The organism is Halorhodospira sp. 9628, from assembly GCF_022228075.1.
Classification (GTDB): Bacteria; Pseudomonadota; Gammaproteobacteria; order Nitrococcales; family Halorhodospiraceae; genus Halorhodospira; species Halorhodospira halophila_A.
On sequence record NZ_JAJNRF010000002.1, the window covers coordinates 369,611 to 391,047 of the forward strand.

Consider the following 21,437-nt stretch of genomic DNA (forward strand, 5'->3'; position numbering starts at 1 on the left):
GGGATGTTCACCGGGATCGTGGAGACGTGCGGCCGCGTGGCCGCCATCGAGCAAAGCGGCGACGGGCGGATCCTGCGCATCGACGCCCCTGACCTGGGGCTGGCCGAGTGTCGGGTTGGCGACAGCATCGCCGTCGACGGCGTCTGCCTGACCGCCACTGGCATCGAGGATGGGCAGTTCCGTGCCGACGTCTCCGATGAGACCCTGCGCTGCACCACCCTTGGCGGGCTGCGCAGCGGTGCGCGGGTGAATCTGGAGCGCGCGGTCACCCCCACCACGCCGCTGGGCGGCCACCTGGTCACCGGGCACGTCGACGGGGTCGGCGAGGTCGTCGAGCGGGCGCCGGCCGGTGGCTCCGAGCGCTGGCGCTTCCGGGTCCCGGAGGGGCTCGCCCGCTACGTGGCCGTCAAGGGCTCCATCGCCGTGGCCGGTGTCAGCTTGACCATCAACACCGTTGCCGGGCGGGATTTCGAGGTCAACCTGATCCCGCACACCCTGGCCGCCACCAACCTGGGGGAACGCCGCGCCGGCGATCCGGTCAACATCGAGGTGGACCTGGTGGCGCGGTACGTCGAGCGGCTGCTCAGCGCCGGAAGCGACGGGACAGGAGATGGCAGCGGCGGTGGGCTGACCCTTGAGCAGCTACGACAGGCCGGATTCGGGAATGGATGAGGGCATGAGCGAGACGGTGCAGTTCAACAGTATCGAGGAGATCATCGAGGACCTGCGCCAGGGGCGCATGGCGGTCATCCTCGACGACGAGGACCGGGAGAACGAAGGCGACCTGGTGATGCCGGCGAGCCTCATCCGGCCCGAGGACATCAACTTCATGGCCCGCTACGGCCGGGGCCTGATCTGCCTGACTTTGACCCGCGAGCGCTGCGAGCAGCTGCGTCTGCCGCTGATGGTCCATAACAACGATGAGAAGAACACCACCAATTTTACCGTCTCCATCGAGGCGGCGGAGGGTGTGACCACCGGCATCTCGGCCGCCGACCGGGCGCGAACCGTGCAGGCGGCGGTGGCGCCGGGTGCGCGCCCCGAGGACCTGGTCCAGCCCGGGCACATCTTCCCGCTGATGGCCCAGCCCGGCGGCGTGCTCACCCGCGCCGGGCATACCGAGGCCGGCTGCGACCTGGCCCGACTCGCCGGTTTTGCCCCAGCGGCGGTGATCGTCGAGATCCTCAACGAGGACGGCACCATGGCGCGGCGCGACGACCTCATGGCGTTCGCCCGGACCCATGGGCTGAAGATCGGCACCGTGGCCGATCTCATCGCCTACCGGGTGCGCAACGAGCGCTCGGTAGAGCACGTCGGCGCCTGCGAGCTGCCCACCGAGTACGGCACCTTCCGCATGCACACCTACCAGGACAATGTCAGCGGCGCGCTCCACTTCGCCCTGGTCGCCGGGCAGGTGGATGAGGAGACCCCGGCGTTGGTGCGCGTGCACCTGGAGAACCCGCTGGCCGACCTGCTCGGTGCCACCGGGCCGCGCTGCGGCTGGCCGCTGCGTTCGGCGTTGCGCCAGGTGGCCGAAGCCGAGTCGGGCGTGGTGGTGGTGCTGCGCAATGCCGACGCCAACGACGACATCCTTGAGCACATGCGCTGCTACCAGGGCGGCGGCTGCAGCGAGGAGAGCGGCGGCGTGCCACTGGATCTGCGCACCTACGGCATCGGCGCGCAGATCCTCACCGATCTCGGGGTGCGCCGCATGCGCGTGCTCAGCGCCCCGCGTCGCATGCACGCGCTCTCCGGCTTCGGCATGGAGGTGGTGGAGTACGTCACCCCCGAGGGCTGACCGCCGGCGCTTGCGGGGCGCCCGCCGGGCTTGTAGTTTAGCGCCGGAACCCGCGCAAGCGCCGGTCCTACCGAAACTTTCTTCAGGAAACCAGGCATGCAAGTAACCGAAGGACAACTCGTCGCGCTGCAGGACGCGCGGTTCGCCCTCGTGGCGGCGCGCTTCAACGATCTCATCGTCGATCGGCTGATCGACGGCGCCGCCGACACCCTGCGGCGCCACGGCGTCCCGGAGGAGCATCTGGAGCTGATCCGCGTGCCCGGTTCCTTCGAGCTGCCGCTGGCGGTCCAGCGCGTGGCCGACGCCGGTCGCGCTGATGCGGTGATTGCCCTCGGCGCCGTCATTCGCGGCGGCACCGACCACCACCAGTACGTGGCCGCCGAGTGCACCAAGGGCGTTGCCCAGGCCATGATGGGCTCCGGCGTGCCGGTCTCCTACGGGGTTCTCACCGTCGAGACCGTCGAGCAGGCCATTGAGCGCGCCGGGACCAAGGCCGGCAACAAGGGCGCCGAGGCGGCGCTCTCGGCCCTGGAGATGGTCGATCTGATGCGGCAGCTCGAGGCGTAATGGCGGCTTCAGGCGAAGGCAAGCGCCGCTCCCGGGCGCGTTCCAAGCTCGTCCAGGCGCTCTACCAGTACGCGGTCACCGGCGCGTCGGCCGAGGACATCGAGCGGCAGTTCCTCGCCGCCGGCCTCGGTGACATCGACGTGGCCTACTTCCGCGAACTGATCTACGCCATCACGGACCGTGCTGCGGAGCTCGACGAGCAGCTTTCGGCGCTGCTCGACCGGCCCCTGGCGCAGCTCGACCCGGTGGAGCGCTCGATCCTGCGCCTCGGCGCCTACGAGCTATCCGAGCGCCTGGAGGTGCCCTACCGCGTGGTCATCGACGAATCGGTGGAGCTGGCGCGCCGCTTCGGCGCCGACCAGTCGCACCGTTACATCAACGGCGTGCTCGACCGCTTCGGCGCCACCGTGGGGCTGCGCGCCGCCGAGCGGGGCGAGCGCAAACCCGGGCGAGGGAATCGGCAGTGATCGGCGGAGGCGAGGCAGCGCTCATCCAGCGCTATTTCCACGACCTGACCGCGCAGCGTGACGGGGTCGCGCTCGGGGTCGGCGACGACGCGGCCCTGCTGCACACCGACACCGGCCTGCTGGCCGCCTGCTGCGACACCCTGGTCGAGGACATTCACTTTCCCGGGGACATCCCGCCGGAGGCGTTGGGCCACCGGGTGCTGGCGGTCAATCTCAGCGATCTGGCCGCCGTCGGTGCCCGGCCGGCCTGGGCCCTGCTCTCCCTGACCCTGCCCGAGAAGGATCCGCAGTGGCTAGAGCGTTTCAGCGCTGGCTTCAAGGCGCTGGCCGACCGTCACGGGGTGGCCCTGGTCGGGGGTGACACCACCCACGGACCGCTGTCGGTGTCGGTCACCGCCCTCGGCTCGGTCGCCGGCGAGCACGGCCTGCGTCGCGGCGGTGCCCGGCCCGGTGACGGCATCTGGGTCACCGGCACCCTGGGGGATGCGGCCCTCGGCCTGGAGCTGTGGCTCGAGCGCGAGGAGGCGACGCCCCTGGCCGGCGACCCCGCCTACCTGGCTGGGCGGTTGTTCCGGCCCGAGCCGCGGGTGGCGGCCGGGACGGCCCTGCTCGGCCGGGCGAGTGCGGCCATCGACGTCTCCGACGGGCTGGCCGCCGACCTGTCGCGGGTGCTCGACGAGAGCGGTGTTGGGGGCACTCTGGAGCTGGAGGCGCTGCCCCGCTCCCAGGCCTTCATCGACGAGCGCGGGGATCTGCGCCACCTGCTCCACGGCGGCGATGACTACGAGCTCTGCTTCACCTTGCCGGTGGAGCGCGAGGATGAGATGGCTTGCCTGCGCGAGCATGCCGCCACCCCGGTGACGCGCATCGGCACGGTCGAGGAGACGCCCGGGCTGCGCGGCGTGGACGCCGGCGGGGTGGTCTGCGCCCTGGATCCCGGCGGCTACGACCACTTCGCGGAGGGCTCTTGAACACACCGTTCCGGCTGCGTAGACCCCTGCACTGGCTCGCTACCGCCGGCGGACTTGGCTTGGCACCGCGGGCGCCAGGGACGTTCGGCACGCTGGCGGCGCTGCCGCTGTTCGCGCTGCTCTATGTCGCACCGCTGAGCCTCTATCTGCTGGTCACCCTGGCGGTGATCGTCGTCGGCGTCTGGATCTGCGGCCGGGCGGCCGAGGAGGCCGGGGTCCACGACCACCCGGCCATTGTCTGGGACGAGGTGGGGGGCTACCTGGTGGCCGCATTGCCGCTGGTCACCGGCTTCGGGGTGTTCTCCGTGTGGGTGGACGCCGCGCTGCTGTTCGTGCTCTTCCGACTCTTCGACGCCCTCAAACCCGGCCCCATCCGCTGGCTCGACCGGCGCCTGCACGGCGGGCTGGGGATCATGGCCGACGACGTCGCCGCCGGCGCCGCCGCGGCGGCCCTGTGGTACGCCAGCGTGGCGCTGTTCGCGCCACTTGCCGGATGACCGTCGGGGTCGTTGGGCGTGCCGCATGGCCAAAGCTAGAATGTCGGGAAACGAATTCCGTGAAGCGAGAGCAAACCGCGAGGTGGCGCAGACGGTGAGCGAGCGCGTCTATGTAGAGACTCAGGGCTGCCAGATGAACGACTACGACGCCGAGCGTCTGGTCGACGTGCTGGTCAGCCAGGCCGGCGCCCACCGGGTCGAGCGCCCCGAAGAGGCCGACCTGCTGCTGCTCAATACCTGCTCGGTGCGCGAGAAGGCTCAAGAGAAAGTCTTCTCGCAGCTCGGCCGCTGGCGGCGCTACAAGCAGGAAAACCCCTCGGTGCTGATCGGCGTCGGCGGCTGTGTGGCCAGCCAGGAGGGGGCCGAGATCCTGCGCCGCGCACCCTTCGTCGACCTGGTCTTCGGGCCGCAGACCCTGCACCGGCTGCCGCAGATGCTGGCGCGCCGGCGCGCCGGCGGGGGCGCACAGGTCGACACGGACTTCCCCGAGATCGAGAAGTTCGACCACCTGCCGCAGCCGCGGGCCGAGGGGCCTACCGCGTATGTCTCGGTGATGGAGGGGTGCAGCAAGTATTGCTCCTTCTGTGTGGTGCCTTACACCCGGGGCGACGAGATCAGTCGGCCGGTGGCCGACGTCCTCGCCGAGGTGCGCAGCCTCGCCGGGCAGGGGGTGCGCGAGGTCAACCTGCTCGGGCAGAACGTCAACGCCTACGCCGGCGCCCTCGACGACGGCGAGCCGGCCGATCTGGGCCTGCTCATCGAGGCGGTGGCGCGGATCCCGGGAATCGACCGCATCCGGTTCACCACCTCGCACCCGGCGGAGTTCCATAGCGGGCTCATCGACGCCTACCGCGAGGTACCCGAGCTGGCCGATTTTCTCCACCTGCCGGTGCAGAGCGGCTCAGACCTCATCCTCAAGCTCATGAAGCGCGGCCACGATGCTGCCGCCTACGAGGCACTGATCGAGGAGATCCGCGCCGTCCGTCCCGGGCTGGTGCTCGCCACCGACCTGATCGTCGGCTTCCCCGGTGAGACCGAGGCCGAGTTCGAAGAGACCCTGGCCCTGGTCGATCGCGTCGGTTTCGACGGCGGCGCTTTTAGCTTTGTCTACAGCCCGCGGCCGGGGACGCCGGCTGCGGAGCTCCACGACGGGGTCCCCGAGGCCGACAAGCGCGCCTGGCTGCAGCGCCTGCAGGCTCGCCTGCACGACCAGCAGAGTGCCGCCGCCCGTGCACTGCTCGGCACCAAGCAGTCGGTGCTGATCGACGGTCCGTCCCGGCGTGACCCGAGCGAGCTCTGTGGCCGCACCTCGGGCAACCGGGTGGTGAACTTCCCGGGTGATCCGTCGTGGATCGGCCGCTTTGCCGAAGTTGAGATCACCGACGCGCGCACCCACTCACTGCGGGGGCGCGTCGTCTCTGTGGAGGAACAAGCCATGCACGCAGCAGTCGGCGCAGGCGGGTGACGGCGTGAGCGACCGGCCGCAAGCTATCGACCTCGAGCTGACCCCGGCCGACAACGAACGACTGGCACGGCTGTGCGGGCAGTTCGACGAGAACCTCCGCCAGCTCGAACGGCGCCTGGCGGTCGAGATCCAGAACCAGGGGCATCGCTTCCGTGTCATCGGCGAGGACACGGCGGTGCGCGTCACCCGGCAGGTGCTTGAGGAACTCTACGAGGCCGCTGCCGCGCAGCACCTCGAGCCGGAGGACGTGCACCTCTATCTGCAGCAGGCGCGGCTGCAGGAGCTCCACGAAGAGGCCGGGCAGCCGGACGAGGAGGCCGATGGGGAGGCCAATAGCGAAGCCAGCGCGCCGGCGCAGCGGCGGCGCGACGAGCGCGACGAAGAGGCGGCGGCGATCCGCACCCGCAAGACCGTCGTGCGCGGTCGCGGCCCCGGGCAGCGGGCCTACGTGCAGCGCATCCGCGACAACGACCTGAGCTTCGGCATCGGTCCCGCCGGCACCGGCAAGACCTTCCTCGCGGTGGCGTGCGCCGTCGAGGCCCTGGAGGCCGAGGAAGTGCGCCGGGTGGTCCTGGTGCGCCCGGCGGTGGAGGCCGGTGAGCGCCTCGGCTTCCTGCCCGGTGACATGGCGCAGAAGGTCGATCCGTACCTGCGGCCGCTTTACGACGCCCTGTTCGAGATGCTCGGCTTCGAACGGGTCAGCCGGCTGATCGAGCGCAACGTCATCGAGGTCGCGCCCCTGGCGTTCATGCGCGGGCGCACCCTGAATCACGCCTTCGTGATCCTCGACGAGGCGCAGAATGCCACCGTCGAGCAGATGAAGATGTTCCTCACGCGCATCGGCTTCGGCTCCACAGCCGTGGTCACCGGCGATGTCACCCAGATCGACCTGCCGCCGGATAAGCCCTCCGGGCTGCGCGATGCGGTCGAGGTGCTCCACGAGGTGGATGGCGTCAGCTTCACCTTCTTCGCCGCCTCGGATGTCGTCCGCCACCCGCTGGTGCAGCGCATCGTCGAGGCGTACGATTCGCGGAGTCGCCAGATCGGCGGTCAGGGTACGGGCAAGGGACGCAAGTGAGCGAGTTCGAGCTGGCCTTCCAGCACGTCGCCGGGACGCCGGCGCCGGACACCGCGCAGGTGCAGCGCTGGCTTGCGCCGGTGCTCGATGCGCATGGTCGCGGCGGCGAACTCACCGTGCGCATCGTCGACGAGGACGAGTCCCGGGCGCTCAACCACGCGTATCGCGGGCGCGACAAGCCCACCAACGTGCTTTCCTTCCCCTGCGAGCTACCGCCGGGCCTGCCTCCCGAAGCGGCAGAGATCCTCGGCGATCTGGTCCTCTGCGCCCCGGTGGTGGCCCAAGAGGCCCGCGAACAGGGCAAACCGGAGGCGGACCACTGGGCGCACATGGTGGTCCACGGGGCCCTGCATCTGCTGGGCTACGATCACGAGGAGCCGGCGCAGGCCGAGCGGATGGAGGCCGAGGAGCGGCGCCTCCTCGCCGCGCTTGGGGTGCCGGACCCCTATCTAGAGCGTTGAAAGAGGTCATGCCCGACGGAGAAGCGAACAGTAGCAGCGGCGCTGGCGAGAGCGTCTCGTGGCGCGATCGCCTGCGCCGGCTGGTGACCCAGCCCGAACCTCGCTCGCGGGACGAGCTGGTCGAGCACCTGCGCCGCAGCCAGTCGCTCGGTCTGCTCGACGCCGACGCCCTGTCCATGATCGAGGGCGTGCTCCATGTTTCCGAGCTCCAGGCCCGCGATATCATGATCCCCCGCTCCCAGGTCACCACTGTGGCCCGGGATACCGAGCCGCGCGACCTGCTGCCGACCATCGTGCGCACCGGCTACTCGCGTTTCCCGGTCACCGGCGAGAGCAAGGACGACGTCATCGGGATCCTCCTGGCCAAGGACCTGCTGCGCCTCTTCCACGAGGAGGGGCACAACGGCTTCCGGCTGCGCGAGGTCCTGCGCCCGGTGCTGTTCATCCCCGAGAGCAAGCGGCTCGATGCGCTGCTCAAGCAGTTCCGCGAGAGCCGCAACCACATGTCCGTGGTGGTCGACGAGTATGGCGGTCTGGCCGGGATCGTCACCATCGAGGACGTGATCGAGCAGATTGTCGGCGAGATCGACGACGAGCACGACTTCGATGAGGATGCCCCCATCCTGGCCCGTGACGACGGCAGCTGGATCGTCAAGGCGGTCACGCCCATCGAGGCGTTCAACGAGGCCCTCTCCGCCGGACTCAAGGAGGACGACCTCGACACCGTCGGCGGCCTGGTGGCGCAGCGCTTCGGACACGTGCCGTGCCGCGGCGAGCGCATCGTCTTCGCCGGTTTCGAGTTCCGCGTCCTGCGCGCCGATCAGCGCCGCATCCACCTGCTGCGGGTCATGCCCGTGGGGAGCGAGGGCGATGACGACGGCTGAGCGTCTCGCTGCCGGGCGCGCCGGGGTGTTCGCCGCTGGCCTGGCCGGAGCCGGGCTGCCGCTGGCCTTCGCGCCGCTGGACTGGGCGCTGCTGGCGGTGCTCGCCCCGGCGGTGCTCTTTGCCGTGGCCGCGCTGGCACCGCGTCGGCGTGCCCTGCAGGCCGGCTACGCCTTCGGTCTGGGGCAGTTCGGCGTCGGTGTCTCCTGGGTGTTCGTCAGCATCAATGACTACGGCGGTGCCGGTCCGGCGCTCTCGGGGCTGGTCACCGTGGTGTTCGTCGCCTTTATGGCGCTGTTCCCCATGCTGGCGGTGGCCCTCGGGCGCGGTTTGGGGCGCGGTTTGGGGCGCGGCCCCGGGCTGCGCCTGCTGGTCACCCTGCCGGCGGCGTGGGTGGCGGTGGAGTGGCTGCGTACCTGGCTGTTCACCGGGTTCCCGTGGCTGTTCGTCGGCTACGCCGCCCTGGACACGCCGCTGGCCGGGCTGGCGCCGGTGATCGGTGTGCTCGGGCTGAGCGCCCTGCTGGTGTTGCTCGCCGGCGCCGCGGCGTGGCTGGTGACGGCCCCCGGGTGGCGGCGCGGGGCGAGCGTGGCGGCGCTGGCTGTGGCGGCGGTCGCCGCCGGGTTGGCAGCGGACCGGCCGTGGACCGAGGCCCAAGGCGAGCCGGTGCGCGCGGCGTTGATCCAGGGCAACTTCAGTCAGGACATCAAGTGGGATCCGGTGCAGCTCGAGCGCATCCAGAGCCGCTACGCTGAGCTGACCGCCGAGCACGCCGGGGCGGACCTGGTGGTCTGGCCGGAGACCGCCATACCGCGTCGCTTCGATACGGTACAGCCGTACCTGGAGCAGGTCGCCGAGCGGGTCCGCGAGGCCGGGGGGACGCTGGTGCTCGGCATCCCCTACCGGGAGTGGGCTCCGGACGGCGGGCAGTTGCACAACAGCGTGGTGGTCCTCGGCGAGCAGCGCGATGTCTACCACAAGCGCCACTTGGTCCCCTACGGCGAGTATGTCCCGTTCCGCGATCTCTTTGGTCGCAGCCTCGACTTCCTCGGCGCCCCGATGGCCGACTACAGCCCCGGGCCGCGCCCGGAGCCGCTGGCCGTCGATGATCGCCTGCGCCTGGGCGCCACGGTCTGCTATGAGGTGGCCTACCCCGTCGCCGTGCGGCGCACGGCGGGCGCGGTGGATCTGCTGGTGAACGTCAGCAACGACGCTTGGTTTGGCGATTCGTTGGCGCCCCATCAGCACCTGCAGAAGGCGCGCATGCGCGCGGCCGAGGCCGGGCGCTGGATGCTGCGCGCCACCAACACCGGGATCACCGCGGTGATCGGTCCCGACGGTGGGGTGGTGGAGCGACGGGCGCAGTTCGAGGTGGCCACCCTGGTTACCGAGGTGGAGCGGCGCAGCGGCGTCACCCCCTACGCCCGCATCGGCGATGGACCGCTGCTCGGGCTGCTCGCCGCCGCGCTGGTGCTGCCCGGTGGGCTGCGCTGGTACGCCCGGCGCCGGCGGGCCTCAGCCGCCGACTGACGCCAACCAAGGCAGGGCCACCGGCAGCAGGAAGGCGGTCACCAGTCCGGCCAGCCCCAGGCCCAAGCCGGCGAAGGCCCCGGCCGCGGCGCTGCTGCTGAACGCCTGCACCGTGCCGAAGCCGTGGGCGGACAGGCCCAGCGCCAGGCCGCGTGCCGCCTCATCGTGGATGCGCAGCAGGCGGAAGATCAGTGGTGCCATCAGACAGCCCAGCGCGCCGGTGATCAGCACCAGACCGGCGGTCAGTGACGGCAGCCCGCCCAGCCGCTCGGCAATGCCCATGGCGATTGGCGAGGTGACCGACTTGGGCGCCAGCGACAGCAGGGTCTCCCGCGAGGCGCCCAGTGCCGCCCCCACCCACACCGCCGACAGCGCCGCGGCCAGGCTGCCGGCCACCACCGAGACGGTGATCGGCAGCAGCAGTTCCCGGATGCGCGGCAGCTGATCGAACAGCGGCACGGCTAGGGCCACGGTGGCCGGGCCGAGCAGGAAGTGGATGAACTGAGCCCCTTCGAAATAGGTGTCGTAGTCGGTGCCGGTGAGCAGCAGGAAGGGGATGAGCAGGGCGGTGGCGATCAGTACCGGGTGGGCCAGCGGGGCGTTGCCCAGCCGTCGCCAGAGCGCCTGCCCGATCAGGAACGCCACCAAGGTGACCGTGAGCCCCAGCAGCGGGCTCTCGGCCAGGAAGGCCCAGATGTCCTGGAAATCCTCAGTCACCGTCGTCCTCCGCCCGACCAGCGCGCCCGCGGCGCAGCCAGCGCCACTGGAACAGCGCCGCGGTCACGGCCAGCGCCACCCCGGTGCTGACCACCAGCGCCGCGGTAATGGCCACGGCGTCCGTCTGCAGCCGCGGCAGGTGCAGGAGGATGCCCACCCCCGCTGGGATGAGCAGCAGCGCCAGGTAGCGCAGCAGCCCCTCGGCAGCGGTGCGCAGCCCCGTGGGGACGCGGCCCACGGCGATTAGCGTGGCGAACAGCAGGGCCAGGCCGATCACCGGGCCGGGCAGCGGCAAGCCGAAGAGCCGGGCGATGACCTCGCCGAGCAGCTGGAACCCGAGCAGCAGGGTCAGGCCGAGCAGCACTCGGGCGTCTCCGTCTGGCGCAGGGTCAGCACGGGCCAGCCGTTGCGCCGGGCCTCGCTGCGTAGGGTCTCGTCCGGATCCACGGCCACCGGGTGCTCGACATGACGCAGCAGCGGGAGGTCGTTGAGCGAATCGCTGTAGAACCACTTCTCGGCCCGCTCCAGCCCGCGCTCGCGCAGCCATGCGTCGACCACCCGGATTTTGCCCTCGCGGAAGGTCGGGGTGCCGGTGTGGCGGCCGGTGTAGCGGCCGTCGCGGCGCTCCGGCTCGGTGGCCAGCAGTGTGGGAACCCCCAGACGCTCGGCGATGGGCGCGGTGACGAAGCGGTTGGTGGCGGTGACGATGGCCAGGCGGTGCCCGGCGCGGCGGTGCTCGTCGAGCAAGGCCTCGGCGGCGGGCAGCACCAGCGGCTCGATCCACTCGCGGACGAAGTCGGCACGCCAGGCGTTCAGTTGCTCCTCCGGGTGCTCGGCCAGGGGGCTGAGGGCGAAGGCGAGGAAGGCGTCGATATCCAGTCGCCCCTCGATATAGTCCTGGTGGAAGCGCCGGTGGGTCTCGGCGAAGGCCTCGCTGTCCACGGCTCCGCGGGCTACCAGGTACTCGCCCCACAGGCTGTCGCTGTCACCGGCGATCAAAGTGTTATCCAGGTCGAACAGGGCGACGGACACTGCACCTCCTCCGGTTATCGGGTGGGTGGGGAGCGGGGATCAGGCGGGCCCGGCCCTGCGGCAACGTTGCCCGGGTTGCACCCCCTGTGAAAGAATAACATCGGCAATTTCCGCGTAGGGAGGCGTCTCCGGGTGGTCGATTCTGACGGCTTTCGGCCCAATGTCGGCATCATCGTCGCCAACGACGACGGCCAGGTGCTATGGGCTCGGCGGGCCGGAGAAGACGCCTGGCAGTTCCCGCAGGGCGGGGTCGAGGCCAACGAGACTCCGCTGGAGGCGCTCTACCGCGAACTGCGCGAGGAGATCGGCCTGACGCCTTCGGACGTGGCCGTGCTCGGTGCGACGCGCCGCTGGCTCCGTTACCGCCTGCCCCGCCGCATGATCCGGCGCCGTGGCAGCCGGTGTATCGGGCAGAAACAGATCTGGTTCCTGCTGCGCCTGCTCGCCGACGAGCAGCGGGTGCGCGTCGACCGGGTGCCGCGTCCCGAGTTTGACCGCTGGCGTTGGGTCGACTACTGGTATCCGGTCGACGAGGTCATCTTCTTCAAGCGCCAGGTCTACCGCCAGGCGCTGCAGGAACTTTCCGGCTGCCTGCAGGCCGGTGACTGGGCCGGAACCGGTACCGAGGGTGGCACCCCTGCAGCCATCCCGCCGGCGGCGCGGCGACGATTGCGATAGGGCGGGGCCCCATGCTGGAAATCCTCCACCGCGTCTCCCGGGAAGTGAACGCAGCGCCCAACCTGCGCCAGGGGCTGCGAATCATCGTCGAGCGGGTGGCCGACGCCATGGCGGTGGATGTCTGCTCGGTCTACCTCCTCGATGCCGCCCAGGGCGACTTCGTGCTCATGGACACCCGCGGACTCAACAGCGAGTCCGTGGGCCGTGTGCGGCTGACCTCCGCCGAGGGGCTGGTCGGCCTGGTCGCTGAGCGCGAGGAGCCGATCAACCTCAAGAACGCCCCGGCGCACTCGCGTTTTCGTTACTTCCCCGAGACCGGCGAGGAGCGCTACTCCTCTTTTCTCGGCGTGCCCATCATCCACTACCGTTCGGTGCTCGGCGTGCTCGTCGTCCAGCAGACGGAGCAGCGCCGCTTCGAGGAGAGCGAGGTCGCCTTCCTCGTCACCCTCGCCGCGCAGCTCGCGGGGGCCATCGCCCATGCTCGGGCCAGCGGCGGCATCCACGGTATTGGCGACGAGCCGGTGGCCGAGGACAGCCGCGCGCTGCGCGGACTGCCCGGGGCGCCCGGGGTGGCCATCGGTACGGCGGTGGTGCCCTACGCGCAGTCGGATCTCAATGCCATCCCCGACCGCGTCGCCACCGACCCGGAAGCCGAGGTGGCGGCCTTCGAGCAGGCGGTGGCGGAGGTCACGGCGGAGCTTCGCCAGCTCGGTCAGCAGATCTCCGCCTCGGTCACCGCTGACGAGCAGATGCTCTTCGACGTCTACCTGCGCATGCTCGAGGGCGACAGCCTGGTCAACGAGACCGTCGAGCGCATCCGCGCCGGCAACTGGGCGCCCGGGGCGCTGCGCCAGGTCATCGGTGAGCACGTGCAGGTCTTCGAGAACATGGACGACCCTTACCTGCGCGAGCGCTCGAGCGACATCCGCGATCTTGGCCGGCGGATCCTCGGGCGGCTGCGCGACGAGGGTGGCCGGGTCGAGGCCCTGCCCGATCAGGCCGTGCTGGTGGGCCACGAGGTGAGCGCCTCGCAGCTCGCCGAGATCCCCCACGACCATCTCGTCGGCGTCGTCTCGGCCACCGGCTCGCGCAACTCCCATGTGGCCATCCTCGCCCGGGCGCTGGGCATCCCCGCGGTGATGGGCGTCGACGACCTGCGCACCCGGCAGATGGACGGTCGGCCGGTGGTAGTGGATGGCTACGCCGGGCGCTTCTACGTCGACCCGACCGAGACCGTCGAGCATGAGTACCAGCGCCTGATCCGCGACGAGGCGGAGTTCACCGAGGGGCTTGAGGCGGTGCGTGACGAGCCGGCCACCAGCCCCGACGGGCGCACGATCGCCCTCTACGCCAATACGGGCCTGATCTCGGACATCAACCTGTCGCTGGCCGCCGGCTGTGACGGCATTGGACTGCACCGCACCGAGTTCCCGTTCCTGATCCGCGATCGCTTTCCCGGCGAGGAGGAGCAGGCCGATCTCTACCGCCGGGTGTTGGAGCAGTTCGCGCCGCAGCCGGTAACCCTGCGCACGCTGGACGTCGGCGGCGACAAGTCGCTGGCCTACTTCCCGATCGAGGAAGAGAACCCCTTCCTGGGCTGGCGCGGCATCCGCCTGACCCTGGACCACCCGGAGATCTTCCTTACGCAGCTGCGCGCCATGCTGCGCGCTGACGTGGGGCTGGGGAACCTGCAGATCCTGCTGCCGATGGTCAGCCGGCTCGAGGAGATCGCCGATGTGCGCCGGCTGCTGCTGCGTGCCCGCCAGGAGCTGGCCGAGGAGGGCATCCAGGCGCGCATCCCTCCGCTGGGCGTGATGATCGAGGTGCCGGCCACCATCTACCAGATCGATCGCTACTGCGATCAGGCCGACTTCCTCTCCCTCGGCTCCAATGACCTGACCCAGTATCTGCTGGCGGTGGACCGCAACAACAGTCGGGTTGCCGGGCTCTACGACGAGCTCCATCCGGCCGTGCTCGGGGCCGTGCGCCATGTGGCACAGGCGGCGCGGCGTCACGGCAAGCGCCTGACCGTCTGCGGCGGCATGGCCGGCGATCCGGCGGGGGCGATCCTGCTGGTCGGCTTCGGCATCGAGGGGCTGTCGATGAGCGTCTCGAGCCTGCTGCGCATCAAGTGGGTGGTGCGCCGGGTGCCGGTCGCCCGCGCTGCCGAGCTGGCCAACCGCGCCGTCGAGATGGACTCCCCCGAGGAGGTCCGGCGTATGCTGCGCCGCACGCTGGAGGAATACGAACTCGGCGGACTGATGCGCGCGGGCAAGTAAATCCTCGCAATTGACAATCACTCGCGTTCAAGGTGTGATGGTCCCTTGTCGGAGTGATCGGGGGCCTGCCATGTACGTCTGTATCTGCAACGCCGTAACCGAGCGGCAGATCCGCGAGGCAGTGGCCTGCGGGTGCGCCTCCATGCGCGAGCTGCGCACACGGCTGGGGGTGGCCGGTTGCTGCGGCAAATGCGGCCCCGAGGCGCGGCAGCTGCTCGGCGAGTGCGCCGACTGCCCGCTGGAGCGGCGTGCTGCCGGTTCGACCGGGCCGGAACCGGTGACAGTGGAGCCGCCTGCCCCCCGGGCGGCCGCCGGATCGACAGACGCTGCGCCCGGGCCTTGATAGAATCAACCACGGTTACATTCAGGAACGCGTTCACAAGGGGGCGCCATGGCAAGTGACAAGAAGGTCATCGAATACCTCAACGGCGGGCTCAAGAAAGAGCTCACGGCGATTAACCAGTACTTCCTCCACTCCCGCCTAGCGTACGACTGGGGCTTCGACAAGCTCGGCGCCAAGGAGTACGAGGAGTCCATCGAGGAGATGCAGCACGCCGACCAGTTCATGCAGCGTATCCTCTTCCTCGGTGGCCTGCCCAACCTCCAGGAGCTGGAGAAGCTCAAGGTCGGCGAGAACGTGCGTGAGATGCTCGAGGCGGACCTGGCCGGTGAGCACGACAGCCTGGCCTACTACCGCGAGGCGGCGGCGTATTGCGAGTCGGTGCAGGACTACGCCTCGCGCGACCTGTTCACCAGCCTGATCGCCGACGAGGAGGGCCACGCCGACTGGCTCGAGACGCAGATCAAGCTCATGGACCAGCTCGGCGAGGCCAGCTATCTGCAGATGCAGATGGTTGCGGCTAACGAAGGCGAGGGCGAAGGCGAGGGCTGAGCCCGCCGCCTAGCGGATCGCTGCTGCACGGGACCCCGTCGGCGACGCCGGCGGGGTCCCGTGCGCTTGGGGGTGTCTAGAAGGGCTTGACCACGGCGAGGACGACCACCGAGATCAGGATCAGTACGGGCAACTCGTTGAAGACCCGGTACCAGACATGGCTGCGCTCGTTGCGGTCGTCGGCGAAGGCCTGCAGGAGCTGGCCACAGTACAGGTGGTAGGCGATCAGCAGGGTGACCAGGGCCAGCTTGGTCAGCATCCACCCCTCGTTGAGCAGCTGCGGGAACAAGACCAGCATCCAGATGCCCAGGCCCACGGCGACAATCGCGCTCGGGTTCATGATCCCGCGGTAGAGCTTGCGCTCCATGACCTTGAAACGCTCGTTGCTGATCTCGTCCTCGGCCATGGCGTGGTAGACGAACAGCCGGGGCAGGTAGAACAGGGCCGCGAACCAGGTCACGATCGCGATAACGTGGAAGGCTTGGATCCAGATGTACAGCACGACGGGTCCTCCTGACGTTTGGATAGGGGCGGCGTCTCGCTCGGCGCCGGCTCCGCGCGTATTGTAGGCCCTGCCCGCGTGGCGGCGGGAGCCCATGCGGCTATCAGTAACCGGAAACCAGGGGGAGAGGAAAGACCCATGATCGAAGTAGGCATTGTCGGCGGTACCGGCTATACCGGCATGGAGCTGCTGCGCCTGGTCGCGCGCCACCCCGGGCTGCGGCTGGCGGAGATCACCTCGCGGGCCGAGGCCGGTACCCGGGTGGACGAGCTTATGCCGGCGCTCGAGGGGGTGGTCGACAATGTCTTCACCGCGCCCGACACCGAGCGTCTGAGCCGCTGCGATGTGGTCTTCTTCGCAACGCCCAACGGGATTGCCATGGAGTCGGCGCCGGCGCTGCTCGAGGCCGGCTGCCGGGTGATCGACCTAGGGGCCGACTTCCGGCTGCGCGACCCGGCGGTCTGGAACGAGTGGTACGGCATGGCCCACAGCTGTCCCGAGCTGCTTGAAGAGGCCGTTTACGGCTTGCCCGAGCGCTACCGCGACGCCCTGCCGGCGGCGCGGCTGGTGGCCAATCCGGGCTGCTACCCCACGGCCGTGGCCCTGGGGCTGCTGCCGCTGCTCGAGGTCGGTGCGCTCGGTGATGGACCGGTGGTCGCCGACTGCAAGTCCGGTGTCTCCGGTGCCGGCCGGGCGGCCAAGGTGGCCACCCTCTTCTGCGAGGCCAACGAGGGCTTCAAGGCTTACGGCGCCAGCGGCCACCGCCACCTGCCGGAGATCGAGCAGACCCTGGCGCAGACCGCCGGGGCACCGGTGGATGTGACCTTCGTCCCCCATCTGGTGCCGATGACCCGTGGCATGCAGGCCACCCTGCACGTGGCCGTGGATCGTCCGCTGGACGAGCTCGAGGCCCTTTACCGGCAGCGCTACGCCGAAGAGCCCTTCGTCCGCCTCGTCGGCCGCGGCGCCCATCCGGAGACGCGCTGGGTCCGGGGCACCAACGACTGTCGCATCGGCCTGCACCAGCCGCCGGGGCGCAGCGACCGGGCGGTGATCCTCTCGGTGATCGACAATCTCACCAAGGGGGCGGCCGGGCAGGCGGTCCAGAACCTCAATCTGATGTTCGGCCTCGACGAGACCGCCGGGCTGGAGGGGTTGGCCTACGTGCCCTAGGGGCCGGTTTGACCTGGCGGGTAGGCGCCTACAAAATGCATGTTATCCGCTAGGGGCCTGTCGGCCCCGGCGTCCACCTGCGGAGGGACCACCCATGAGCGATATCGCCGAGCCCGAGACCCACGCCCCGGCCGACGATCAGCTGCTGATCTTCACCGATGCCGCCGCGGACAAGGTCCGCGAGCTGCTCCAGGATGAGCAGGGCGGTGACGTGAAGCTGCGCGTGTTCATCACCGGCGGCGGCTGTTCCGGCTTCCAGTACGGTTTTACCTTCGACGAGACCGTCGAGGAGGGCGATACCATCATCGAGAAGCGCGGGGTGCAGATCGTCGTTGACCCGGTCAGCGGCATCTATCTGCAGGGCGCGGAGGTCGATTTCTCCAGTGGCCTTGAGGGCGAGCAGTTCATCATCCGCAACCCCAACGCCACCACCACCTGTGGTTGCGGCTCCTCGTTCTCCATCTGAGCCGCGCCGCCGGGGTCACGGTGCGTAGACGCCGCCCAGAACGGCGGGGCGCCGTGCTCCGGTGACCGACGGCAGGTTGCCGGGGTGGCCGTGGAGGCGGGCCCAGGCCAGCCAGGCGAAGGCGGCCGCCTCCACGTAGTCCGGGTCCATACCCAGCACTGCCGTGCTGGCCACGTCCGCCCCCGGGCAGTGCGCCTGTAGCCGCCTCATCAGGTGCTCGTTGCGGGCCCCGCCGCCGCAGACCCGTACCCGGCGCGGGGTGCCCCCTCCCGCGTGCAGCGCATCGGCCACGGTGCTGGCTGTCAGCTCCGCCAGGGTGGCCTGGACGTCCACCGGCTCCTCGGTGCCCTGGCAGTGCTTCAGCAGCCAGGCCGCGTTGAAGTACTCGCGGCCGGTGCTCTTCGGAGCCGGCCGGGCGAAGTAGGGGTCGCTGCGCAGCCGCGCCAGGAGCGCGGCATCCACGCGGCCGCTGGCCGCCCAGGTGCCGTCGGCGTCGAAGGGCGCGCCCAGGTGGCGGCGTGCCCAAGCGTCGAGCAGCGTGTTGGCCGGCCCGCTGTCGAAGCCGATCACCGGGCCGCCGTCGGCCGGTAGCAGGGTCAGGTTGGCGATCCCGCCCAGGTTGACCACCGCGACCGCCTCATCCTGCTGCCCCCAACAATGCGCATGGAAGGTGGGCGCCAGCGGTGCGCCGTGCCCGCCTTCGGCAATATCCCGGCGGCGGAAGTCAGCCACCACCGGTAGCCCGGTGCGGCTGGCGATACGGTTCGGGTCGCCGAGTTGCAGGCTGTGTCCCGGCTCCCCGGTGGTGGGGTCCGGCCCCTGGTGCCAGACGGTCTGGCCGTGGCAGCCGACGGCGTGCACCGGCAGCTCGGCGGGAGCCTGCTGCCGCAGCGCCGCCGCGGCTGCGGCGAAGGCTTCTGCCAGGCGCCGGTCCAGCTCGCAGAGCCGGTGCAGCGGCGTCTCTGCGCCGACCTCGTGGACCGCAGCGGCGAGGGCGTCGTTCAGCGGGCTCCAGGCGCTGGCGACAATATCGCCTACCGCGCCGTCGGCACCCAGGCGGAGCAGCGCGGCGTCGATGCCGTCGACACTGGTACCCGACATCAGGCCGATGTAGCCTCCCTCGGCGCCACGTTCGCTCAACGGCGCTCCTCACCGCTGGCCAGCTGGATGTCCGCCGACGACTCGCCGCGCAGGCTCGCCAGCAGCGGCGCGGCGTGCTCGCGGAAGGCGCTGCGATGCTCGTCGGGCAGCGGCTCGGCGCGGGGCAGGTCCACGGTTACCGGGTTGCGGTGGCGGCCGTTGTCGATGAACTCGTAGTGCAGGTGCGGGCCAGTGGCCTGCCCGGTGGCCCCCACGTAGCCGATGACCTCGCCGCGCTGGACGCGGTCGCCCACGCTCAGGCCCGAGGCGTAGCGCGACAGGTGGGCGTACAGGGTCTGGTAGCGTTCGCCGTGGCGCAGGGTGATCACCCGGCCGTAGCCCCCGTTGCGGCGGCGCTCCACCACGCGCCCGTCGGCGGCGGCGCGCACCGGTGTGCCGGTGGGCGCAGCCAGATCCACGCCCAGGTGGGGCCGGCGCACGCCGAGGATCGGGTGGCGGCGATTGCGATCGAAGTGGGAGCTGATTCGCTCGAAATCCAGGGGGTAGCGGGTGAAGGTCCGCGCCAGGCTGGTGCCGTCCGGGGTGTAGAAGCTCACCCGGCCGTCCGGGTCCTCGAAGCGCAGCGCCTCCAGCGTCTTGCGGGCGCCTTCCAGGCGCATCGCCTTGAGGCGCTTGCGCAGCGTCTGCCCATCGGGGCCAAGGGTGCGCTCGTAGAGCACGGAGAAGGTGTCGCCGCTACGCAGGTCCCGCCCCAGGTCGATGTCGCCATCGAGAACCCGGGCGAGCTGCATGATCATCCGATCGTCCAAGCCGGAACGGCGGGCGGAGAGAAACAGCGAGCCCTCAATCGTCCCCTCGACCTGGCGCAGTTCGCGCTCCAATTCCCGGGGCACGGTCTTCGCCTCGAAGCCGTCATCGCCGCGGCGGACGAGCAGCTTCTGCTCGGGGTCCATGGCGAAACGCACCCCGGCCAACGTCCCCTCGTCGTCGCGCAGCAGGGTCAGGGTCTGTCCCGGGCGCAGGCGCGTGAGCGCGGACTCGGCGGACTCGCCGGCGTTGAGGATGCGCTGCACGTCACCGGCGGTGTGCCCGGCCCGGGAGAGGATGCGAGCAAAACTGTCGCCGGAGCGGACCGTGACCTCGTGTTCCTCCAGCTCTGGGCGTACGTCGGCCCGCGCGGCCTCGTCTTCCCTTTCGGTCGAGGCCGGCAGCGGATCGCTTTCGTCGGCTGCAGGGGCGAGCGCCAGGGTGGTCAGTCGGCCGGCCGGCGCCTCCTCAAGGCCGTTGGCGTTGTCCGTGCGCGTGCCTGCGGTGGCCGGTGCGGCCTCGGCGGGGGGCAGCACCAGTTCGGAGTCGGCTGGGGACCCTTGCGGGGACGGTGAGCCATCCATCCAGAGCCAGATCAGGACGGCGGCGGCGCTCGCGCTGCCGGTGATGGCAGCGATGCGCAGCACGGGGCGGCGGTGCCGGCGGCGTCGGCCCGTCGCGGGCCGGCGGCCCTTGAAATCGAGCTCGGTCAGTCGGGTCTGCACGGGGCTAGGCTCCAGTCGGCGCTTCGCGGGATCGGTCCCGGGCGAGCGTGCGCGGCAGCCACTGACGCGGCGCCGGGCTCGGCCACAATCCGGGGGTTACGGTACAATACGCGATTTTACATAGTGATGGGCAGGGGGCGAGGCATGACGAAGGAAGATGCACGGGCGCTGATCCGGCGCGGGGTCGAGGAGATCATCCCGGAGGCGGAACTCGAAGAGCGCCTGGAGTCGGGCAAGCGGCTGCGCATTAAGGCCGGCTTCGATCCCACCGCGCCGGATCTTCACCTCGGCCACACGGTGCTGATCAACAAGCTTCGGCAGTTTCAGGACCTCGGTCACGAGGTCTTGTTCCTGATCGGCGATTTCACCGCCACCATCGGGGATCCGAGCGGCAAGAGCGCCACCCGGCCGGCGCTGACCCCGGAGGAGGTGCGAGAAAACGCGCGTACCTACGAGGAGCAGATCTACGCCATCCTCGATCCGGAGCGCACGCGGCTGGTGTTCAACTCCGATTGGATGGGCACCATGCAGGCTGGGGATCTGATCCAGCTCGCCTCCCGCTACACCGTCGCGCGCATGCTCGAGCGCGACGACTTCCACCAGCGCTACCAGGCCGGTTCGGCGATTGCGATCCACGAGTTCCTCTACCCCCTGATCCAGGGCTACGACTCGGTGGCGCTGGAGGCCGATTTCGAACTGGGAGGCACGGATCAGCGCTTCAATCTGCTCGTCGGCCGCGAGCTCCAGCGTCAGTTCGGGCAGAAGCCGCAGACGGTGATGACCATGCCCCTGCTCGTCGGTCTCGATGGTCACAAGAAGATGTCCAAGTCGCTGGGCAACTACGTAGGTGTGAAGGAGTCCGCGGAGGACATCTACGCCAAGCTGATGTCCATCTCGGATGAGCTCATGTGGCGTTATTTCGAGCTCCTTAGCCTGCGCCCCTGGGATGAGGTCGAGGCGATGCAGCGCCGCATTAGCGAGGAGGGGATGAACCCGCGGGATGCCAAGGACGCCCTGGCCTTCGAGCTGGCCGAGCGGTTCCGCGGGCGGGCGGAGGCCGAGCGGGCGCGTGAGGCCTTCGTCGCGCGGTTCCGGCACGGCGCCGTCCCGGAGGATGTGCCGCACGTCACCCTGTCCTATGATGAGCAGGGCGGGATCGGCATCGCCACGGCGCTCAAGGAGGCGGGGTTGGTCGGCTCGACCTCCGAAGGGCTGCGCATGGTCCGACAAGGGGCGGTGCGGGTCGACGGTGAGCGCGTGGAGGATCCCAAGGCGCGCCTGGAGGCCGGCGTCGGGTGCCTCTTGCAGGTGGGCAAGCGTCGGTTTGCGCGGGTCAGTGAAAAAGGGGC

At 70.1% G+C, this 21,437-nt stretch carries 24 protein-coding genes; 18 read left to right on the forward strand and 6 right to left on the reverse strand.

All coding sequences use genetic code 11. The features are described 5' to 3' along the window. Window positions 1-3 precede the first annotated feature (3 nt). The 11 genes from LRG10_RS04260 (at window position 4) to lnt (ending at window position 9,716) form a co-directional block, all read left to right on the forward strand. On the forward strand, window positions 4-672 hold the full coding sequence (locus LRG10_RS04260) for a riboflavin synthase (RefSeq protein ID WP_238634044.1): 669 nt from the start codon (window positions 4-6) through the stop codon (window positions 670-672). A gap of 4 nt (window positions 673-676) precedes the next feature. Further along, window positions 677-1,798, forward strand: a complete 1,122-nt coding sequence (ribBA, locus tag LRG10_RS04265) for a bifunctional 3,4-dihydroxy-2-butanone-4-phosphate synthase/GTP cyclohydrolase II (RefSeq protein ID WP_238634782.1) — start codon at window positions 677-679, stop codon at window positions 1,796-1,798. A 96-nt stretch (window positions 1,799-1,894) separates the two neighbouring features. Beyond that, window positions 1,895-2,365, forward strand: coding sequence for a 6,7-dimethyl-8-ribityllumazine synthase (gene ribE / locus LRG10_RS04270; protein WP_011813696.1), 471 nt, complete (start codon window positions 1,895-1,897; stop codon window positions 2,363-2,365). Then, a complete protein-coding gene (gene nusB / locus LRG10_RS04275) occupies window positions 2,365-2,832 on the forward strand; it encodes a transcription antitermination factor NusB (RefSeq protein WP_201169456.1) in 468 nt (155 codons plus the stop codon). Before ribE ends, nusB begins: the two co-directional genes overlap by 1 nt. Continuing rightward, window positions 2,829-3,803, forward strand: coding sequence for a thiamine-phosphate kinase (thiL, locus tag LRG10_RS04280; RefSeq protein WP_338018462.1), 975 nt, complete (start codon window positions 2,829-2,831; stop codon window positions 3,801-3,803). The genes nusB and thiL overlap by 4 nt, the downstream gene beginning before the upstream one ends. Beyond that, window positions 3,800-4,300: a phosphatidylglycerophosphatase A gene (locus tag LRG10_RS04285; RefSeq protein ID WP_201169454.1), complete on the forward strand. Its 501-nt coding sequence runs from the start codon at window positions 3,800-3,802 to the stop codon at window positions 4,298-4,300. Before thiL ends, LRG10_RS04285 begins: the two co-directional genes overlap by 4 nt. A gap of 94 nt (window positions 4,301-4,394) precedes the next feature. Then, window positions 4,395-5,765 carry a tRNA (N6-isopentenyl adenosine(37)-C2)-methylthiotransferase MiaB gene (gene miaB, locus LRG10_RS04290; RefSeq protein ID WP_201169825.1) on the forward strand — a complete coding sequence of 457 codons (1,371 nt, stop codon included), beginning with the start codon at window positions 4,395-4,397 and terminating at the stop codon, window positions 5,763-5,765. Between the two features lie 4 nt (window positions 5,766-5,769). Continuing rightward, on the forward strand, window positions 5,770-6,843 hold the full coding sequence (locus LRG10_RS04295; RefSeq protein WP_201169452.1) for a PhoH family protein: 1,074 nt from the start codon (window positions 5,770-5,772) through the stop codon (window positions 6,841-6,843). Continuing rightward, window positions 6,840-7,304 (forward strand): rRNA maturation RNase YbeY, encoded by a 465-nt coding sequence (gene ybeY / locus LRG10_RS04300; protein ID WP_201169450.1) that lies wholly within the window; start codon window positions 6,840-6,842, stop codon window positions 7,302-7,304. The genes LRG10_RS04295 and ybeY overlap by 4 nt, the downstream gene beginning before the upstream one ends. A gap of 8 nt (window positions 7,305-7,312) precedes the next feature. Further along, window positions 7,313-8,188, forward strand: a complete 876-nt coding sequence (locus tag LRG10_RS04305; RefSeq protein WP_201241484.1) for an HlyC/CorC family transporter — start codon at window positions 7,313-7,315, stop codon at window positions 8,186-8,188. Beyond that, window positions 8,175-9,716: an apolipoprotein N-acyltransferase gene (gene lnt / locus LRG10_RS04310; protein WP_238634783.1), complete on the forward strand. Its 1,542-nt coding sequence runs from the start codon at window positions 8,175-8,177 to the stop codon at window positions 9,714-9,716. The genes LRG10_RS04305 and lnt overlap by 14 nt, the downstream gene beginning before the upstream one ends. Here the strand turns inward: lnt and LRG10_RS04315 are convergent. The 3 genes from LRG10_RS04315 to LRG10_RS04325 are packed head-to-tail and all read right to left on the reverse strand — an operon-like array spanning window position 9,702 to window position 11,465. Then, window positions 9,702-10,433 (reverse strand): LrgB family protein, encoded by a 732-nt coding sequence (locus tag LRG10_RS04315; protein ID WP_201169434.1) that lies wholly within the window; start codon window positions 10,431-10,433, stop codon window positions 9,702-9,704. The genes lnt and LRG10_RS04315 overlap by 15 nt on opposite strands. After that, window positions 10,426-10,797, reverse strand: a complete 372-nt coding sequence (locus tag LRG10_RS04320; RefSeq protein WP_201169431.1) for a CidA/LrgA family protein — start codon at window positions 10,795-10,797, stop codon at window positions 10,426-10,428. The genes LRG10_RS04315 and LRG10_RS04320 overlap by 8 nt, the downstream gene beginning before the upstream one ends. Further along, window positions 10,782-11,465, reverse strand: a complete 684-nt coding sequence (locus LRG10_RS04325; RefSeq protein WP_201169429.1) for an HAD family hydrolase — start codon at window positions 11,463-11,465, stop codon at window positions 10,782-10,784. The genes LRG10_RS04320 and LRG10_RS04325 overlap by 16 nt, the downstream gene beginning before the upstream one ends. A 132-nt stretch (window positions 11,466-11,597) precedes the next feature. On the opposite strand from LRG10_RS04325, the gene LRG10_RS04330 reads away from it, so the two are divergent. The 4 genes from LRG10_RS04330 to bfr all read left to right on the forward strand — a co-directional run bounded on the left by LRG10_RS04330 (window position 11,598) and on the right by bfr (window position 15,314). Then, entirely contained in the window at window positions 11,598-12,143 is a 546-nt protein-coding gene (locus LRG10_RS04330) for an RNA pyrophosphohydrolase (protein WP_201169426.1), read from the forward strand. A gap of 11 nt (window positions 12,144-12,154) precedes the next feature. Continuing rightward, entirely contained in the window at window positions 12,155-14,422 is a 2,268-nt protein-coding gene (ptsP, locus tag LRG10_RS04335; RefSeq protein WP_201169423.1) for a phosphoenolpyruvate--protein phosphotransferase, read from the forward strand. A gap of 70 nt (window positions 14,423-14,492) precedes the next feature. Further along, complete coding sequence (locus LRG10_RS04340) at window positions 14,493-14,765, forward strand: bacterioferritin-associated ferredoxin (RefSeq protein WP_201169420.1); 273 nt, start codon at window positions 14,493-14,495, stop codon at window positions 14,763-14,765. A gap of 48 nt (window positions 14,766-14,813) precedes the next feature. Continuing rightward, window positions 14,814-15,314 carry a bacterioferritin gene (bfr, locus tag LRG10_RS04345; RefSeq protein ID WP_201169418.1) on the forward strand — a complete coding sequence of 167 codons (501 nt, stop codon included), beginning with the start codon at window positions 14,814-14,816 and terminating at the stop codon, window positions 15,312-15,314. A gap of 76 nt (window positions 15,315-15,390) precedes the next feature. Here bfr and hemJ read toward each other — a convergent pair whose 3' ends face one another. After that, the gene (gene hemJ / locus LRG10_RS04350) at window positions 15,391-15,816 is read right to left on the reverse strand and encodes a protoporphyrinogen oxidase HemJ (protein WP_201169417.1); all 426 of its coding nucleotides are present in this window, start codon (window positions 15,814-15,816) and stop codon (window positions 15,391-15,393) included. Window positions 15,817-15,954: 138 nt separating this feature from the next. On the opposite strand from hemJ, the gene argC reads away from it, so the two are divergent. Both argC and erpA read left to right on the forward strand, forming a co-directional pair. Then, window positions 15,955-16,989 carry an N-acetyl-gamma-glutamyl-phosphate reductase gene (gene argC, locus LRG10_RS04355; RefSeq protein ID WP_201169415.1) on the forward strand — a complete coding sequence of 345 codons (1,035 nt, stop codon included), beginning with the start codon at window positions 15,955-15,957 and terminating at the stop codon, window positions 16,987-16,989. A gap of 94 nt (window positions 16,990-17,083) precedes the next feature. Continuing rightward, the gene (gene erpA, locus LRG10_RS04360) at window positions 17,084-17,455 is read left to right on the forward strand and encodes an iron-sulfur cluster insertion protein ErpA (RefSeq protein ID WP_201169413.1); all 372 of its coding nucleotides are present in this window, start codon (window positions 17,084-17,086) and stop codon (window positions 17,453-17,455) included. 15 nt (window positions 17,456-17,470) lie between these two features. Here erpA and LRG10_RS04365 read toward each other — a convergent pair whose 3' ends face one another. Both LRG10_RS04365 and LRG10_RS13225 read right to left on the reverse strand, forming a co-directional pair. After that, a complete protein-coding gene (locus tag LRG10_RS04365) occupies window positions 17,471-18,595 on the reverse strand; it encodes an anhydro-N-acetylmuramic acid kinase (RefSeq protein ID WP_255772042.1) in 1,125 nt (374 codons plus the stop codon). Continuing rightward, entirely contained in the window at window positions 18,592-20,088 is a 1,497-nt protein-coding gene (locus LRG10_RS13225) for a peptidoglycan DD-metalloendopeptidase family protein (RefSeq protein ID WP_238634784.1), read from the reverse strand. Before LRG10_RS13225 ends, LRG10_RS04365 begins: the two co-directional genes overlap by 4 nt. 144 nt (window positions 20,089-20,232) lie before the next feature. On the opposite strand from LRG10_RS13225, the gene tyrS reads away from it, so the two are divergent. After that, window positions 20,233-21,437, forward strand: a 1,205-nt coding sequence (gene tyrS, locus LRG10_RS04375; protein ID WP_201169410.1) for a tyrosine--tRNA ligase, incomplete at its 3' end; no start/stop codon positions are given.

Coding starts and splice junctions, on each gene's coding strand:
- erpA (WP_201169413.1), top strand. CDS start 17,084: ATGAGCGATATCGCCGAGCCCGAGACCCACGCCCCGGCCGACGATCAG.
- argC (WP_201169415.1), top strand. CDS start 15,955: ATGATCGAAGTAGGCATTGTCGGCGGTACCGGCTATACCGGCATGGAG.
- nusB (WP_201169456.1), top strand. CDS start 2,365: ATGGCGGCTTCAGGCGAAGGCAAGCGCCGCTCCCGGGCGCGTTCCAAG.
- ptsP (WP_201169423.1), top strand. CDS start 12,155: ATGCTGGAAATCCTCCACCGCGTCTCCCGGGAAGTGAACGCAGCGCCC.
- LRG10_RS04340 (WP_201169420.1), top strand. CDS start 14,493: ATGTACGTCTGTATCTGCAACGCCGTAACCGAGCGGCAGATCCGCGAG.
- LRG10_RS04260 (WP_238634044.1), top strand. CDS start 4: ATGTTCACCGGGATCGTGGAGACGTGCGGCCGCGTGGCCGCCATCGAG.
- bfr (WP_201169418.1), top strand. CDS start 14,814: ATGGCAAGTGACAAGAAGGTCATCGAATACCTCAACGGCGGGCTCAAG.
- ribE (WP_011813696.1), top strand. CDS start 1,895: ATGCAAGTAACCGAAGGACAACTCGTCGCGCTGCAGGACGCGCGGTTC.
- LRG10_RS04305 (WP_201241484.1), top strand. CDS start 7,313: ATGCCCGACGGAGAAGCGAACAGTAGCAGCGGCGCTGGCGAGAGCGTC.
- ribBA (WP_238634782.1), top strand. CDS start 677: ATGAGCGAGACGGTGCAGTTCAACAGTATCGAGGAGATCATCGAGGAC.
- lnt (WP_238634783.1), top strand. CDS start 8,175: ATGACGACGGCTGAGCGTCTCGCTGCCGGGCGCGCCGGGGTGTTCGCC.